At 72.1% G+C, this 13268-nt stretch carries 11 protein-coding genes and 1 pseudogene; 5 read left to right on the top strand and 7 right to left on the bottom strand.

Annotated features, from left to right (window positions below):
• Positions 1 to 279 (bottom strand): FAD-dependent oxidoreductase (locus tag H5J29_RS06410; protein WP_181779984.1); only part of this gene is annotated, 279 nt, incomplete at its 3' end.
• Positions 276 to 1277 (bottom strand): quinolinate synthase NadA, encoded by a 1002-nt coding sequence (gene nadA, locus H5J29_RS06405; protein ID WP_181779983.1) that lies wholly within the window; start codon positions 1275 to 1277, stop codon positions 276 to 278. The genes nadA and H5J29_RS06410, both read right to left, overlap by 4 nt.
• Positions 1278 to 1446: 169 nt before the next feature.
• Here nadA and H5J29_RS06400 point away from each other — a divergent pair, with 169 nt between their 5' ends.
• Together H5J29_RS06400 and H5J29_RS06395 are read left to right on the top strand one after the other, a co-directional pair.
• Complete coding sequence (locus tag H5J29_RS06400) at positions 1447 to 2136, top strand: NUDIX hydrolase (RefSeq protein WP_181779982.1); 690 nt, start codon at positions 1447 to 1449, stop codon at positions 2134 to 2136.
• A 26-nt stretch (positions 2137 to 2162) separates the two neighbouring features.
• Positions 2163 to 2843, top strand: a complete 681-nt coding sequence (locus tag H5J29_RS06395; RefSeq protein WP_181779981.1) for an LON peptidase substrate-binding domain-containing protein — start codon at positions 2163 to 2165, stop codon at positions 2841 to 2843.
• 100 nt (positions 2844 to 2943) lie between these two features.
• Here H5J29_RS06395 and H5J29_RS06390 read toward each other — a convergent pair whose 3' ends face one another.
• Positions 2944 to 3441 carry a type II toxin-antitoxin system PemK/MazF family toxin gene (locus H5J29_RS06390; RefSeq protein WP_246393582.1) on the bottom strand — a complete coding sequence of 166 codons (498 nt, stop codon included), beginning with the start codon at positions 3439 to 3441 and terminating at the stop codon, positions 2944 to 2946.
• A gap of 91 nt (positions 3442 to 3532) precedes the next feature.
• Between H5J29_RS06390 and H5J29_RS06385 the strand changes: the two genes are divergently transcribed.
• The gene (locus tag H5J29_RS06385) at positions 3533 to 3952 is read left to right on the top strand and encodes a VOC family protein (RefSeq protein WP_181779979.1); all 420 of its coding nucleotides are present in this window, start codon (positions 3533 to 3535) and stop codon (positions 3950 to 3952) included.
• Complete coding sequence (locus H5J29_RS06380; protein ID WP_181779978.1) at positions 3949 to 4857, top strand: sigma-70 family RNA polymerase sigma factor; 909 nt, start codon at positions 3949 to 3951, stop codon at positions 4855 to 4857. The genes H5J29_RS06385 and H5J29_RS06380 overlap by 4 nt, the downstream gene beginning before the upstream one ends.
• A 46-nt stretch (positions 4858 to 4903) precedes the next feature.
• Here H5J29_RS06380 and trxA read toward each other — a convergent pair whose 3' ends face one another.
• A complete protein-coding gene (gene trxA, locus H5J29_RS06375; protein ID WP_181779977.1) occupies positions 4904 to 5290 on the bottom strand; it encodes a thioredoxin in 387 nt (128 codons plus the stop codon).
• A gap of 39 nt (positions 5291 to 5329) precedes the next feature.
• On the bottom strand, positions 5330 to 7531 hold the full coding sequence (locus H5J29_RS06370; protein WP_312858089.1) for a SulP family inorganic anion transporter: 2202 nt from the start codon (positions 7529 to 7531) through the stop codon (positions 5330 to 5332).
• Positions 7532 to 7922: 391 nt separating this feature from the next.
• Here H5J29_RS06370 and H5J29_RS06365 point away from each other — a divergent pair, with 391 nt between their 5' ends.
• Complete coding sequence (locus H5J29_RS06365) at positions 7923 to 8783, top strand: PaaX family transcriptional regulator (RefSeq protein WP_181779976.1); 861 nt, start codon at positions 7923 to 7925, stop codon at positions 8781 to 8783.
• 28 nt (positions 8784 to 8811) lie between these two features.
• On the opposite strand, the gene dnaE is transcribed toward H5J29_RS06365, so the two are convergent.
• Both dnaE and H5J29_RS06355 read right to left on the bottom strand, forming a co-directional pair.
• Complete coding sequence (gene dnaE / locus H5J29_RS06360) at positions 8812 to 12363, bottom strand: DNA polymerase III subunit alpha (RefSeq protein ID WP_181779975.1); 3552 nt, start codon at positions 12361 to 12363, stop codon at positions 8812 to 8814.
• A 266-nt stretch (positions 12364 to 12629) separates the two neighbouring features.
• Positions 12630 to 13178, bottom strand: a pseudogene (locus tag H5J29_RS06355) (glycosyltransferase); the annotation flags it as partial.
• Positions 13179 to 13268: the final 90 nt, after the last annotated feature.

Below are 13268 nucleotides of genomic sequence, written 5' to 3'. Positions count from 1 at the left end.
AGCGGGTCCCGCCGCGACGATCTCGGCGACGGCGGCCTCGTCGTTCAGCCCCCCGCCCGCCGCGATGGTGTCCGCGACGTGGGCCTCGACGGTGTCACCCGCGATGTCCCCGAGGACGACCGCGACCCCGCCCTGGGCCCACCGGGTGCTGCCCTCGGTGATCGCGTCCTTGGTCACGACGACCACGCGCAGCCCGGCCTCCGCGGCGTCGAGCGCGGCGGTGAGCCCCGCGACCCCGGTGCCGACCACCACCAGGTCGGCCGTCGCGTCCCAGGTCATTCGCCACCCCCGGGCTGCCCGATCGCGATCATCCGCTCGACGGCGCGGCGCCCGCGGGCGGCCAGCTCCGGGTCCACGTGCACCTCGTCGGTGCCCTCGCGGACGCTGCGCAGCAACGCCATCGGAGTGATCATCTTCATGTACGTGCAGCTCGCCCGGTCGTTCACCGCGCGGAAGTCGATCTCCGGGGCGGCCTTGCGGAGCTGGTGCAGCATCCCGATCTCGGTGGCGACCAGGACCGACTTCGCGTGCGTGGACCGGGCGGCGTCGATCATCCCACCGGTAGAGAGGATCTTGACCTTGTCGGCCGCGACCGCACCCGAGCCGGCCAGGTAGAGCGCCGACGTGGCACAGCCGCACTCGGGGTGGACGAACAGGTCCGCCTCGGGGTTCTCCTCGGCGCGCTTGGTGAGCTCGGCGCCGTTGATGCCGGCGTGGACGTGGCACTCCCCCGCCCAGACGTGCATGTTCTCCCGCTTCAGGGTCCGCCGCACGTGCGCACCGAGGAACTGGTCCGGCAGGAACAGCACCTCCTTGTCGAGCGGGATCGAGGCCACGACCTCGACCGCGTTCGACGAGGTGCAGCAGATGTCCGTCTCCGCCTTCACCGCGGCGGTGGTGTTCACGTAGGACACGACCACGGCGTCGGGGTGCTCGGCCTTCCACTCGACCAGCTGCTCGGCGGTGATCGAGTCGGCGAGCGAGCAGCCCGCCCGCTCGTCGGGGATCAGCACCGTCTTCTCGGGCGAGAGGATCTTCGCGGTCTCGGCCATGAAGTGGACCCCGCAGAAGACGATCGTGTCGGCCTCGACCTCGGCGGCGATGCGGGACAGCGCCAGGGAGTCCCCCACGAAGTCCGCGACGTCCTGGATCGCCGGGAGCTGGTAGTTGTGGGCCAGCAGCACCGCCCCACGCTGCCGCGCGAGCTCGCGCACCTCGTCCGCCCAGCCGGGGTACGGGACGCCCGTACCCTGCTGCAGGTCTGCCGTCACCGTCATGGCTCGTCCTCCTCGATGTTTTCGCCTACTGGTCGAAAACAGGGAGATCGTAGCATCGCACCCGCCACCACGACACCGTCCACGTGACCCGGAACTCACCTGTCCGTAACCTGCGCGGCACCGGCACGGCACCGACCGCACGAATCGGGCGCCCTCTACGATCGGCCCCATGCCCACCGGCCACGAGGTGCTCGCGGCCGTCCTGCAGGTCCGGGCCGATGTGCTGCAGGTCCTGCTCTGGCAGCGCGGCAAGGATCCCGACCGCGGTCGCTGGGCGTTGCCCGGTGGCGCGCTGGGGGCGACCGAGGACGTCGAGGAGTCCGTGCGCCGCCAGCTCGCCGAGAAGGTGGACGTGCAGGAGGTCGCGCACGTCGAGCAGCTGGGTGTGTTCAGCGCGCCCGCCCGGGTGCCGGGGGTGCGGCTCGTGGCGACGGCGTTCCTCGGGCTCGTCCCCTCCGACGCCGATCCGGAGATCCCCGCCGACACCGCATGGCACCCCGTGGACCGGCTCCCGGAGACCGCCTTCGACCACGCCGAGATCGTCCGCGACGCCCGGGACCGCCTGCGCGCCAAGCTCTCCTACACCAACCTCGGCTTCGCCCTCGCCCCGCGCGAGTTCACGGTCTCGGCGCTGCGGGAGCTCTACGCGGCCGCGCTCGGGCACCCGGTGTCGGCGACCAACCTGCAGCGCGTGCTGACCCGCCGCGGGGTGTTGGAGGCGACCGGCGAGACCGCCCCGCCCGGGCCCGCGGGCGGGCGTCCGGCGGCGGTGTTCCGGTTCACCGAGCGCGCACTGCGGGTCACGGACGCCTCCGCGGTCCTGCGGCCGCCGGGACCCCGGGAGTCGACGGGCGAGTAGGGGGCCGGACCCGTACCGTGACCGGCGTGGCCGCGACGATCCCCCTCTTCCCGTTGGGCACGGTGTTGATGCCCGGCGCGTCGCTGCCGCTGCACATCTTCGAGCCGCGCTACCGCCAGCTCACCGTCGACCTCGTGACGGGGGCGGTGCCGGGCAAGGAGTTCGGCGTCATCGCCGTCCGCGAGGGGTACGACACGGACCGGGACGGCATGGGCGCGCTGGAGCCGGTCGGCTGCACCGCGCGGCTGCTCGACGTCCGACGGCTACCCGACGGCCGGTACGACATCGTCACCGAGGGTGCCCGTCGGTTCCGCCTGCTCGAGCTGGACGACTCCACGCACTCCTACCTGTGCGGCTCCGTCGAGTGGCTGCCGGACGACGGCACCGCCACCGAGGCGGACGACCTCACCCGCATGCTGGCGACCGCCGCCCGGGCCGCGCACCGGGCGTACTGCGCGGCGGCGTGGAAGTCCGACGACTGGACCGAGCCCGCCAAGGGCGTCGGCCCCGCCGAGCTGGCCCACGTCCTCGCCGCGGACTGCCTGCTCCCGATGGCGGACCGCCAGGCCCTGCTGGAGGAGCGGGTGCCGCTGGAGCGGCTGCGGATGGTCCGCAGGTTGCTGGCCCGCGAACGGGGCCTGCTCCAGACCCTGCACGCCGTCCCCACGCCGATGGCCACCTTCGCCGAGGACTTCGGCCCCAACTGACCGCGCGCCGCCCCGCACGCAACCGGCGATCATGCCGCGCTGAGAGCACGAAACGTGCGATCTCGAGACCCGGCCCACCGCCCCGTCGGCCGGGTCGGCCTCAGCTCCAGCCGAAGCGGCTCTGCAGCTCTCGCGCGACCCGGTCGAAGCGGCCCCTGTCCAGCACCGCGCCCTCGCGGCGGATGTCGTGCTCCCCGACCTCCAGCACCCGGTCCAGCCGGATGAAGGACTCGCGGCCCTCGCGGTCCCACTCCCCCGCCCCGATGCCGACCCAGTCCGGGTCCCCGTCCCGCCGCTGTTGGCTGGACAGCATGAGCCCCAACAGGTCTCCGTCGCCGCGCCCCACCACCAGCAGGGGGCGGTCCTTGCCCTGCGAGGCATCCTCCTCGAACGGCACCCAGGTCCACACGATCTCGCCGGGGTCCGCGGCGCCGTCGAGCTCCGGGGCGTAGACGATCCGCCGCGCCCGGTCCCGCGTGGGGGCGGTGCGCACGCCGCCGTGGTTCTCCGGTGTCGGCCGCGCCGGCTGCTCGTCCGCCTGGGAGAGCAGCTTCAGCCCGACATCCACGGCCTGCTTGAGCAGGTTGCCCCAGTCCATGTCCGCCAGCATCTCATCGCGGGACCGATGAGTTTCCCGCGGCACGCACGTTCCATCGTGCGAACCGGCCACACAGGGAAGGATCGCCGTCATGGACTGTGCACTCGAGGTCGTCATCGTCCCCGTCTCCGACGTCGAGCGGGCGTACGAGTTCTACGCGGGCAGGCTCGGCTTCCGCGTCGACTCGGACTTCCACCCGCACGAGGGGTTCCGCGCCGTGCAGGTCACCCCGCCCGGCTCGGCCTGCTCGATCGTCTTCGGCAAGGGCCTCGGCTCGACGGCGGCGCCGGGCTCGCTGCAGGGCTGCCACCTCGTCGTCGCCGACATCGTGAAGGCGGCCGACGAGCTCACGAGCGCCGGGATCGAGAACTCGGGACCGCAGCACTTCGCGGAGGGTGTGCTCACACCCGGCCCGGACCCGCGCAACGCGGACTACGGGTCGTTCGTCTTCTTCTCCGACCCGGACGGCAACTCGTGGGCCGTGCAGCAGGTCGTCACGCACGCCCGGTGACCGACCTGGAGGCAGGCTTCGCGCTCCACCGGCGCGAGCTGCACGTCCACTGCTACCGCATGCTGGCCTCGTTCGACGAGGCCGAGGACGCCGTGCAGGACACCTACCTGCGGGCGTGGCGGGCCCGGGACTCCTTCGACGGCGTCCACCTGCGGGCCTGGCTCTACCGGATCGCGACGACCGCCTGTCTCGACCGCGGGCGGGCGCGGGCCCGCGACCGGACGGAGGTCTCCTGGCTCACCCCGTACCCGGACACGTTCCTGGACCCGAGCGAGGAGCCTGCGGCACTCGCCGTCGCGCGGGAGACGATCGAGCTCGCGTTCCTCGTGGCGCTGCAGGTGCTGCCGCCCCGGCAGCGGGCGGCGCTGCTGGCCCGCGAGGTGCTCGGGCTGTCCGCCAAGGAGACCGCGGCGATGATCGGGACGAGCGTGCCCGCCGCGAACTCGGCGGTGCAGCGGGCGCGGGAGACGTTGCGCTCCACCCTGCCCTCGCACCGCGAGGAGTGGGCGGCCCGCGAGCCGGAACCCGCCGAGCGCGAGCTGTTGGCCCGGTTCATCGACGCCCACCAGCGGCACGACGCCGCGGCCGCGATCGCCGTCGCGGCGGAGGACATCCGCATCACGATGCCGCCCGCACCGATGGTGTTCGAGGGGTTGGCGGGCCTGCGTCCGTTGCTCGCCCGGGCCCTCGGCCCGGAGCGCGACGGCGACTGGCGGCTGCTGCCGACCGGCGTCAACCGGATGCCGGCGGCGGCCAGCTACCTACGCCGCCCCGGCGACACCGTCTTCCGCCCGTTCAAGCTGGACGTGCTGCGGGTCGAGGAGGGCCGGATCGCCGAGATCACCACGTTCGGCTACTCCTGGTTCCCGGCCCTGGCCCTCCCGGACCGCATCACGGAGCCATGACCGTCGGTTCCGGCGTCCCAGACGACGGTTGTGGCTCCATGATGCGTCAGTCACTGCGTCGGTCGGTGGCCTGCTCCTGCTGCTTCGCCACCTCGGCGCGCACCTGGTCCATGTCGACCTCGCGCACCTTGCCGATCAGCTCCTCCAGCGCGGAGGCCGGCAGCGCGCCGGGCTCGGCGTAGAGCACCACGCCGTCCCGCACCGCCATCAGCGTGGGGATCGAGGAGATCCCGAACGCCTGCGCGAGCTCCACCTGCGCCTCGGTGTCGACCTTGCCGAACGTGATGTCCTCGTGCTTCGTGGACGCGTCGTCGAAGACGGGCGCGAACTGGCGGCACGGGCCGCACCACGACGCCCAGAAGTCGACGAGGACGGTCCCGCCGCCGGTCACGACCTCGTTGAAGTTGTCGGTCGTCAGTTCCACCGTTGCCATGCCCGGGTCAACTCCGCTCGGCCCGCGAGTGTTCCCCGCTCACCGCAGCGCGGCCGGGAGCTGCGCGAACGCGCGCTCGTGGGAGTGGAAGACGCGGTCGCGCTGGTCGTAGACGAGCACGCTCGCGGACCTGATGTCGTAGAACAGGCCCATCAGCTCGGCCCGCACGCCCATGTCCCGCAACCGGTCCAGCTGCAGGGCGACGTTCACCATCGCGAGGCAGTCGGCCTGGCCGAACCCGTCCCGCGAGGCGGCGCGGCCCGCCGGATGGCCCTGCACCCAGGCCCGCACCGTGGGCTCGCCGTTGCGCAGCCAGTCGTCGAGCGGCCCGCGCGCGCCCCGGCCGTTGAGCACCGCGTTCATCGCGCCGCACCCGGAGTGCCCGCAGACCGCGATCAGCGGCACCCGGAGCACCTCCTCGCTGTACTGCACCGCGGCCAGGGTCCCGGTGCCGGACACGAAGTTGCCCACGTTCTGCACCGTGAACAGGTCCCCCGGCCCGCTCTGGGTGATCATGCTGGGCAGCACCCGGGAGTCCGCGCAGGTCAGCAGCAGGCCCGAGGGGCTCTGCCCGCCCGCGAGTCCTGCCATCGTGGGGCGCACCTGCTCGGCGGTGTGCCGGTGGTAGGCGGTCAGCCCGGCCCGCATCGGCGCGGACGCGCCGCCGGCGAGGCCTTCCGCACGCCACTGGGACCAGGTCGCGAACCGCCCGTGCGGCACGTCGCGCGCCGCCCTGGCCTGCTCCGGCTCGACGACCTCGACGAAGCCCCCCGTCGCCCGGTGCCGCGCCGCCCACGACTCGATGTGGTCGAACGCGGTGTGGTCGAGGTAGTCCACCACGAGGTCGACGCGGACGGGCTCGCCCGCGGGCACGGCCGTCAGCGTCCGGGAGAGCGAGGGCACCGACAGGAAGCTCAGGGTGCCCTCGACGACGATCCGGCGCGGGCCGGTGTCCGGCTCCTCGACCCGGACCCGGGCCCGGGCGGCCCGCCAGACCATCAGCACCGCGGCCAGCACCAGCCCGAGCGCGACACCCTCGAGCAGGTTCAGGAACACCACGCCGAGCACCGTCACCACGTAGAGCGCCAGCTCGCCGTGCCTGCGGGCGGTGCGGATGTCCGCGGGCTTCACGAGCTGGAGGCCGACGACCACGAGCAGGCCGGACAGGCCCGCGAGCGGGATCATCTCCATCGTCGAGACGAGCGCGATGCCGAACAGCGCGATCCAGCAGCCGTGCAGGATCGTCGACAGCCTGCTGCGGGCGCCCGCCCGGACGTTCGCCGAGCTGCGGACGATCACCCCGGTGATCGGCAGGCCACCGAGCAGGCCGGAGACGGCGTTGCCCGCGCCCTGGCCGAGCAGCTCGCGGTCGGCGTCGGTGCGGACGCTCGTGCCGTCGCGCTCGCGTGCCATCCGGTCGGTCGCGACGGCGGACAGCAGGCTCTCGACGCTCGCGACCAGCGCGACCGTCAGCATCCCACCGAGCACGCCCGCCCAGAGCCCGGACTCGGGGAGCACCGGCAGGGCGATCGAGGAGATGAGGTTGCCGGGCAGGTCGACGCGGGCGACGTCCGGCCACAGCAGCGCGAGCGCGGTCGCGGCGCCGACGGCGACCAGCGCGCCGGGGACGGCCTTCTGCGGCCCGGGCAGCCGCGGCCACACGAGCATGATCACGATGGCGAACACCCCGACGATGACGGCGTGCCCGTGCAGGTCCGCCAGCTGCGCCGGGAACTCGCGGATGTTGTCGAGCGCGGCGGTCTGCGCGCTCCCGCCCAGCACGATGTGCAGCTGGGCCAGGGCGATCGTGACGCCGATGCCCGCGAGCATGCCGTGCACGACGGCGGGTGGGATGGCCTGGGTGAACCGGGCGACCCGGGTCAGGCCGAAGACCACCTGCAGCAGGCCCGCGCCCACGGTGATGAGGCAGGTGACCTGCCAGCCGAACTGGTCGACCAGTCCGGCCACGATCACGGTCAGTCCCGCGGCGGGCCCGCTGACCTGCAGCGGGGAGCCGCCCAGGAAGCCCGCCACGACGCCGCCGACGACGCCGGCGATGAGGCCGGCCATGATCGGTGCGTTCGAGGCGAGCGCGATGCCCAGCGACAACGGCACCGCCACCAGGAACACCACGAGCGAGGCGCCGAAGTCGGCACGCAGGGCGCGGGGGTCGAAGCGGCGGGGCTCGGGCCCGTGGTCACGGGTCCCGGCGGTCGGGGGGCTCGAGGTCGAGTCCAGCACGTCGGGTCCTCCGGTCAGGTGTCTGGCAGGGGGGCGTACGACTGCGCCTGTGCGGCCGTTCGGTGGTGCGCCCGATCAGCAAACCGGACGCAGGCCGGTCCGGTTCCCACACCCTTGTCCCGAGAAGTCCGATTTCTCTGAATCGATCACCCTCGGTGCGCGCAGGATCGCGACCCACGCCCTCGGTGCCGGGGCAAACCCCTGCGATCGGGTGAACCGGACACCACCCGTGCGGTGCGACCCCTTTCCCGTCCACGGCCCGATGCATCGATCGAGTGGATCATGGTGGGCGGGGCCACATCGGCCACGGACGGGTGAGGGGCGTGTGAACGCGCTGTTACACGCGTCGCGGGGACGGCTCCCGCGGGCGGCGGACTATCCTGGTTCGACCATGTCCGCGGATCTCGACTTCGACGGCGCGCATCCCGCGCTCTCGCGCCGTCGCGGGCTGGGGCAGACCAGCGCGCGGTCCCTGCTCCTCACCCTGCTCGGCGAGTTCGTCCTGCCCCGCGACGAGCCCGTCTGGACCCAGGTGCTCATCGACGTCCTCGCCGGGCTGGGCATCGAGAGCAAGTCCGCCCGCCAGGCACTGGCCCGGACCGCCGCGGAGGGACTGGTCCTCTCCGACCGGGCGGGCCGCCGGGTCCGCTGGCGGCTCACCGAGTCCGGCCGCAGGCTGCTCTCCGACGGCGCCGACCGCATCTACGGCTTCGGCTCCCCCGCCCCGGCCTGGGACGGCCGCTGGCTGGTCCTGCTGGTCTCCGTCCCGGAGACCCGGCGGCGGCTGCGCCACCGGCTGCGCACCCGGCTGGCCTGGGCCGGGCTCGGCTCCCCCGCCCCCGGCGTCTGGCTGTCGCCGGACCCCGGCAAGGAGGCGGAGGTGGCCGAGGTGGTCGCCGACCTGGAGCTCGACGCCGTCACCAGCTCCTTCGTCGGCCCCTTCGGCGCGATCGGGGAGCAGGACGAGGTGGTGCGGCAGGCGTGGAACCTCGCGGCCGTCGAGCGCGAGTACGAAGAGTTCCTGTCCGAGTTCGCCGACGCGGCGCCCGGCACCCCGGCAGAGGTCCTCACCCACCAGGTCCTGCTCGTGCACGCTTGGCGGCGCTTCCCGTTCCTCGACCCGGAGCTCCCCGCCGAGCTGCTCCCCGCCGAGTGGGCGGGCACCCGTGCGGCGGAGCGGTTCACCACGCTGCACGCCCGCTGGGCCGCGGGGGCGCAGGGGCACTGGGAGAGCCTGGCCGACGCCCCCTGACGAGGGAGCGAACCGGGGCGGTCGCGGCTCAGCCGAGGCAGCCGGGGCCCAGCAACGCCTTCAGGTCACCCATCAGGGCCGGGGTGTTGGTGACCTTGAGCCGCTCGTCGAGCCGCAGCATGGTGACCTTCGTGCCGTAGACCAGCTTCAGGTGCACCTCGGACGTGCCCGGGTGGTGCGTGAGCACCTCCTTGAGCTGCGCGACCCGCTCCGGGGTGACGAGCTCGGTGCGCAGGCTGACCTTGAGCGGCAGCCCCGCCTCCCCCGCCGCCTGCAGCTCGGGCACCGCGAGGTCGTTGGCGATCAGCGAGACGCGGTCGTCCCGCTTGTTCACCCGCGCCTTGACCAGCACGATCGCGTCCTCCGCCACGTCCACGCCCACCACCTGGTAGGCCCGCGGGAAGAACAGCACCTCGATGCCACCGGCGAGGTCCTCGATCTGGGCCGACGCCCAGGGCTCGCCGTTCTTGTTCACCCGCCGGTTGACGTTCGTGAGGATGCCGCCGACGGTGACCTGCGCGCCCTCCCCGACCGTCCCCTCCAGGATCGCGGGGATCGGGGTGTCCGCCTTGGCGGACAAGGCCTGCTCCACGCCGTCGAGCGGGTGGCCGGAGACGTAGAGGCCCAGCATCTCCCGCTCCACGGCGAGCTTGTGCTTGGTGTCCCACTCCTCCTCCGGGACCTTCACGTCGAAGATCCCGCCGAGGCCGGAGTCCTCGTCCGACGAGGCCTCGAGCGAGCCGAAGAGGTCGAACTGGCCCATCGACGCGGCCTTCTTGCTGCTCATGATCGCGTCGATCGCGTCGGCGTGGACGAGCAGCAGGCCCTTGCGGGTGTGGCCGAGGGAGTCGAAGGCACCGGCCTTGATCAGCGACTCGATGACCTTCTTGTTGCAGACGACGGCGTCGACCTTGCGCAGGAAGTCGGAGAAGTCGGTGAAGTTCCCCTTCTCCTTGCGGGCGGCCACGATCGCGTCGACGACGTTGAACCCGACGTTGCGGATCGCGCCCAGGCCGAACCGGATGTCGTCCCCGACCGGGGCGAAGTTGCGGACCGACTCGTTGACGTCCGGCGCGAGGACCTTGATCCCCAGCCTGCGGCACTCACCGAGGTAGACGGCGGCCTTGTCCTTGTCGTCCCGCACCGAGGTGAGCACCGCGGCCATGTACTCGGCCTGGTAGTTCGCCTTGAGGAAGGCCGTCCAGTACGAGACGACGCCGTACGCGGCGGAGTGCGCGCGGTTGAAGGCGTAGTCGGAGAAGGGCAGCAGGATGTCCCACAGCGTCTTGACCGCGGCGTTCGAGTAGCCGTTGTCGTTCATGCCCTGGGCGAAGCCTGCGAACTCCTTGTCCAGGATCTCCTTCTTCTTCTTGCCCATCGCGCGGCGGAGCAGGTCCGCCTTGCCGAGCGAGTAGCCCGCCAGCTTCTGGGCGATCGCCATGACCTGCTCTTGGTAGACGATCAGGCCGTAGGTCTCGCCGAGGATGTCCTTGAGGGGCTCCGCCAGCTCCGGGTGGATCGGCGTGACCTCTTGGCGCTTGTTCTTCCGGTCGGCGTAGTCGTTGTGCGCGTTGGCGCCCATCGGACCCGGCCGGTACAGCGCGCCGACGGCCGAGATGTCGTCGAACTCCGTGGGCGCCATGCGGCGCAGCAGGTCTCGCATCGGCCCGCCGTCCAGCTGGAACACCCCGAGCGTGTCCCCGCGGGCGAGCAGGTCGTAGGTCGGCTGGTCGTCCAGCTCGACCTCCTCGATGACGAGCGTCGGCTTGCCGTTGAGCTCGATGTTCTCCAGCGCGTCGTCGATGATCGTGAGGTTGCGCAGGCCGAGGAAGTCCATCTTGAGCAGCCCGAGCGTCTCGCAGACGCCCATGTCGAACTGCGTGATGATCGCGCCGTCCGACTCACGGCGCTGGATCGGGATGACGTCGATCAGCGGCTTGCTGGACATGATCACGCCGGCGGCGTGCACACCCCACTGCCGCTTCAGGCCCTCGAGGCCCCGAGCGGTGTCGATGATCTCGCGGACCTGGGGGTCCGCCTCGTACAGCGCGCGGACCTCGGTGGCCTCGGAGTACCGCTTGTGCGAGGGGTCGAACACGCCGGAGAGCGGGATGTCCTTGCCCATGACGGCCGGGGGCATGGCCTTGGAGATCCGGTCCGCCACGGAGTAGCCGGGCTGGCCGAACAGCACGCGCGCGGAGTCCTTGATCGCGGCCTTCGCCTTGATCGTGGAGTACGTGATGATCTGCGCGATCCGGTCCTCGCCGTACTTCTCCGTGGTGTAGCGGATCATCTCGCCACGCCTGCGCTCGTCGAAGTCCATGTCGATGTCCGGCATGGAGATGCGCTCGGGGTTGAGGAACCGCTCGAAGATCAGCTTGTGCCGGATCGGGTCCAGGTCGGTGATCTCCAGCGCGTACGCGATGAGCGAGCCCGCCGCGGAGCCACGGCCGGGGCCGCACCGGATGCCGACGGACTTGGCGTGCTGGATGAGGTCCGCGGTCACGATGAAGTAGCCGGGGAAGCCCATCTGGATGATCACGCCGAGCTCGTACTCCGCCTGGCGGCGGTACTGCTCGGTGACGCCGCCCGGGAAGCGCTTGTGCAGCCCCCGCTCGACCTCCTTGATCAGCCACGACTCCTCCGTCTCCCCCTCGGGGACGGGCGCGCGCGGCATGAGGTCCTGGCTGGCGAAGGAGATGCCGACGCGCTCGGCGATCAGCAGCGTGTTGTCGCAGGCCTCGGGGTGGATCGGGTCCCACTGGGCACGCATCTCGGCGGCGGACTTGAGGTAGAAGTCCTGCGCGTCGAACTTGAAGCGGTTGGGGTCCGCGAGCGTCTTGCTGGTCTGGACGCAGAGCAGCACCTCGTGCGGCTTCGTGTCGTCCGGGTAGGTGTAGTGCAGGTCGTTCGTGGCGAGGCCGGGCAGGTCGAGCTTCTTCTTCAGCGCGAAGAGGTCCTCCTGGACCCGCTTCTCGATCTCGATCCCGTGGTCCATCAGCTCGCAGAAGAAGTTGTCCTTCCCGAAGATGTCCCGGTAGTCGCTCGCGGCCTGGCACGCGGCGTCGAAGTCGTCCTGCTGGAGGAGGCGGGCGACCTCGCCGGACGGGCAGCCGGTGGTCGCGATGATCCCCTTGTGGTAGCGCTCCAGCAGCTCACGGTCCATACGCGGCTTGTAGTAGTAGCCCTCGAGGCTGGCGAGGCTGGAGAGCCGGAAGAGGTTGTGCATCCCCTCGTTGTTCTCGGCCAGCATCGTCATGTGCGTGTACATGAGGTCGGGGTTGTCGCTCGTGGCCCCGCCCTTGCCGATGGACACGCGCTTGCGCTCGTGCCGGGAGCCGGGGGCGAGGTAGCCCTCCATGCCGATGATCGGCTTGACCCCGGCCGCGGTGGCCTTCTTCCAGAACTCGTACGCCCCGTAGACGTTCCCGTGGTCCGTCATGGCCAGCGCGGGCATCTCCATGCGCGCGGCCTCTCTGAAGAGGTCGTCGAGGCGCGCCGCACCGTCGAGCATCGAGAACTCGGTGTGCGTGTGGAGGTGGACGAAGCTGTCCTTGCTGTTCCCGCTGGTCGGGGCCATGGGGCTGCTGGACTCCCTTCACGCGCTCGCGCGCGGGTGCTGCGGGTGGGACGTCCGACCCGGTGGGACGGAGGGCCGGGGAGCGGCCCGGCGGTCCTCGGGTCGGGGTGCGGCCAGACTAGCCCCGGCCACCGACGGTTCCGTGCGCGGTCACGCCGGCGTCGACGAAGCCGCAGTTCACCGCGCCCGGCCGCGTGTCGCGACCGCCGTGTCCGGGATCCCGGGCGTGTCGCACGTCCCGCACCGGTGGGCGCCGGTGACGCGGGTCAGGCCGCCAGGGGGGCGGTGGCGGGCACGGCCGTGAGCCTGCCGTAGAGGTCCTCGAAGGCGTCCAGGGTCGAGTCGAGGGTGTGGGCCCGGACGAGCTCGCGGCTCGACTCGCCCATCCGCCGTCGGGTCACGTCGTCGGCCAGGACCGCACCCAGGCGCGCGGCCAGGGCGGCGACGTCGCCGGGCGGGAACAGCCAGCCGTTGCGGCCGGGCCGGACGAGGTGCGGCAACGCCATCGCGTCCGCCGCGACGACCGGCTTGCCCGCCGCCATCGCCTCCAGCGTGACCAGGCTCTGCAGCTCCGCGACGCCCGGCATGCAGAACACCGCGCACCGCCGGTACGCCTCGACCAGCTCCTCCTCGGACACGAACCCGCGCCAGTCGACCCGGTCCGCGATCCCGAGGTCCGCCGCGAGCCGGTGCCAGGCCGCGCGCTCGGCACCGTCGCCGACGACCTCCAGTCGGGCCTGCGGCAGCCCGACGAGCGCGCGGAGCAGCTCGTCGACCCGCTTCTCCCGGTCCAGCCGTCCGACGAACAGGATCGTCCCCCGCTCCTCGACCCCGCCCGCGTAGCGACCTGATCTTCAACCACCCGGCCGCGCAGGCGAGCCCGTGGCTGTGGGCCGGGGTGCACG

The organism is Pseudonocardia pini, assembly GCF_013870575.1.
Taxonomy (GTDB): domain Bacteria; phylum Actinomycetota; class Actinomycetes; order Mycobacteriales; family Pseudonocardiaceae; genus Pseudonocardia; species Pseudonocardia pini.
Note: the sequence above shows the minus strand (reverse complement) of the source record. Positions and strands in the feature narration are given on the sequence as shown.

Bases quoted from the DNA above. Each gene is read 5' to 3' on its own strand.
- H5J29_RS06365 (WP_181779976.1), top strand. From the start codon at position 7,923: ATGTCCGCGGATCTCGACTTCGACGGCGCGCATCCCGCGCTCTCGCGC.
- H5J29_RS06400 (WP_181779982.1), top strand. From the start codon at position 1,447: ATGCCCACCGGCCACGAGGTGCTCGCGGCCGTCCTGCAGGTCCGGGCC.
- H5J29_RS06385 (WP_181779979.1), top strand. From the start codon at position 3,533: ATGGACTGTGCACTCGAGGTCGTCATCGTCCCCGTCTCCGACGTCGAG.
- trxA (WP_181779977.1), bottom strand. From the start codon at position 5,290: ATGGCAACGGTGGAACTGACGACCGACAACTTCAACGAGGTCGTGACC.
- nadA (WP_181779983.1), bottom strand. From the start codon at position 1,277: ATGACGGTGACGGCAGACCTGCAGCAGGGTACGGGCGTCCCGTACCCC.
- H5J29_RS06390 (WP_246393582.1), bottom strand. From the start codon at position 3,441: ATGGACTGGGGCAACCTGCTCAAGCAGGCCGTGGATGTCGGGCTGAAG.
- dnaE (WP_181779975.1), bottom strand. From the start codon at position 12,363: ATGGCCCCGACCAGCGGGAACAGCAAGGACAGCTTCGTCCACCTCCAC.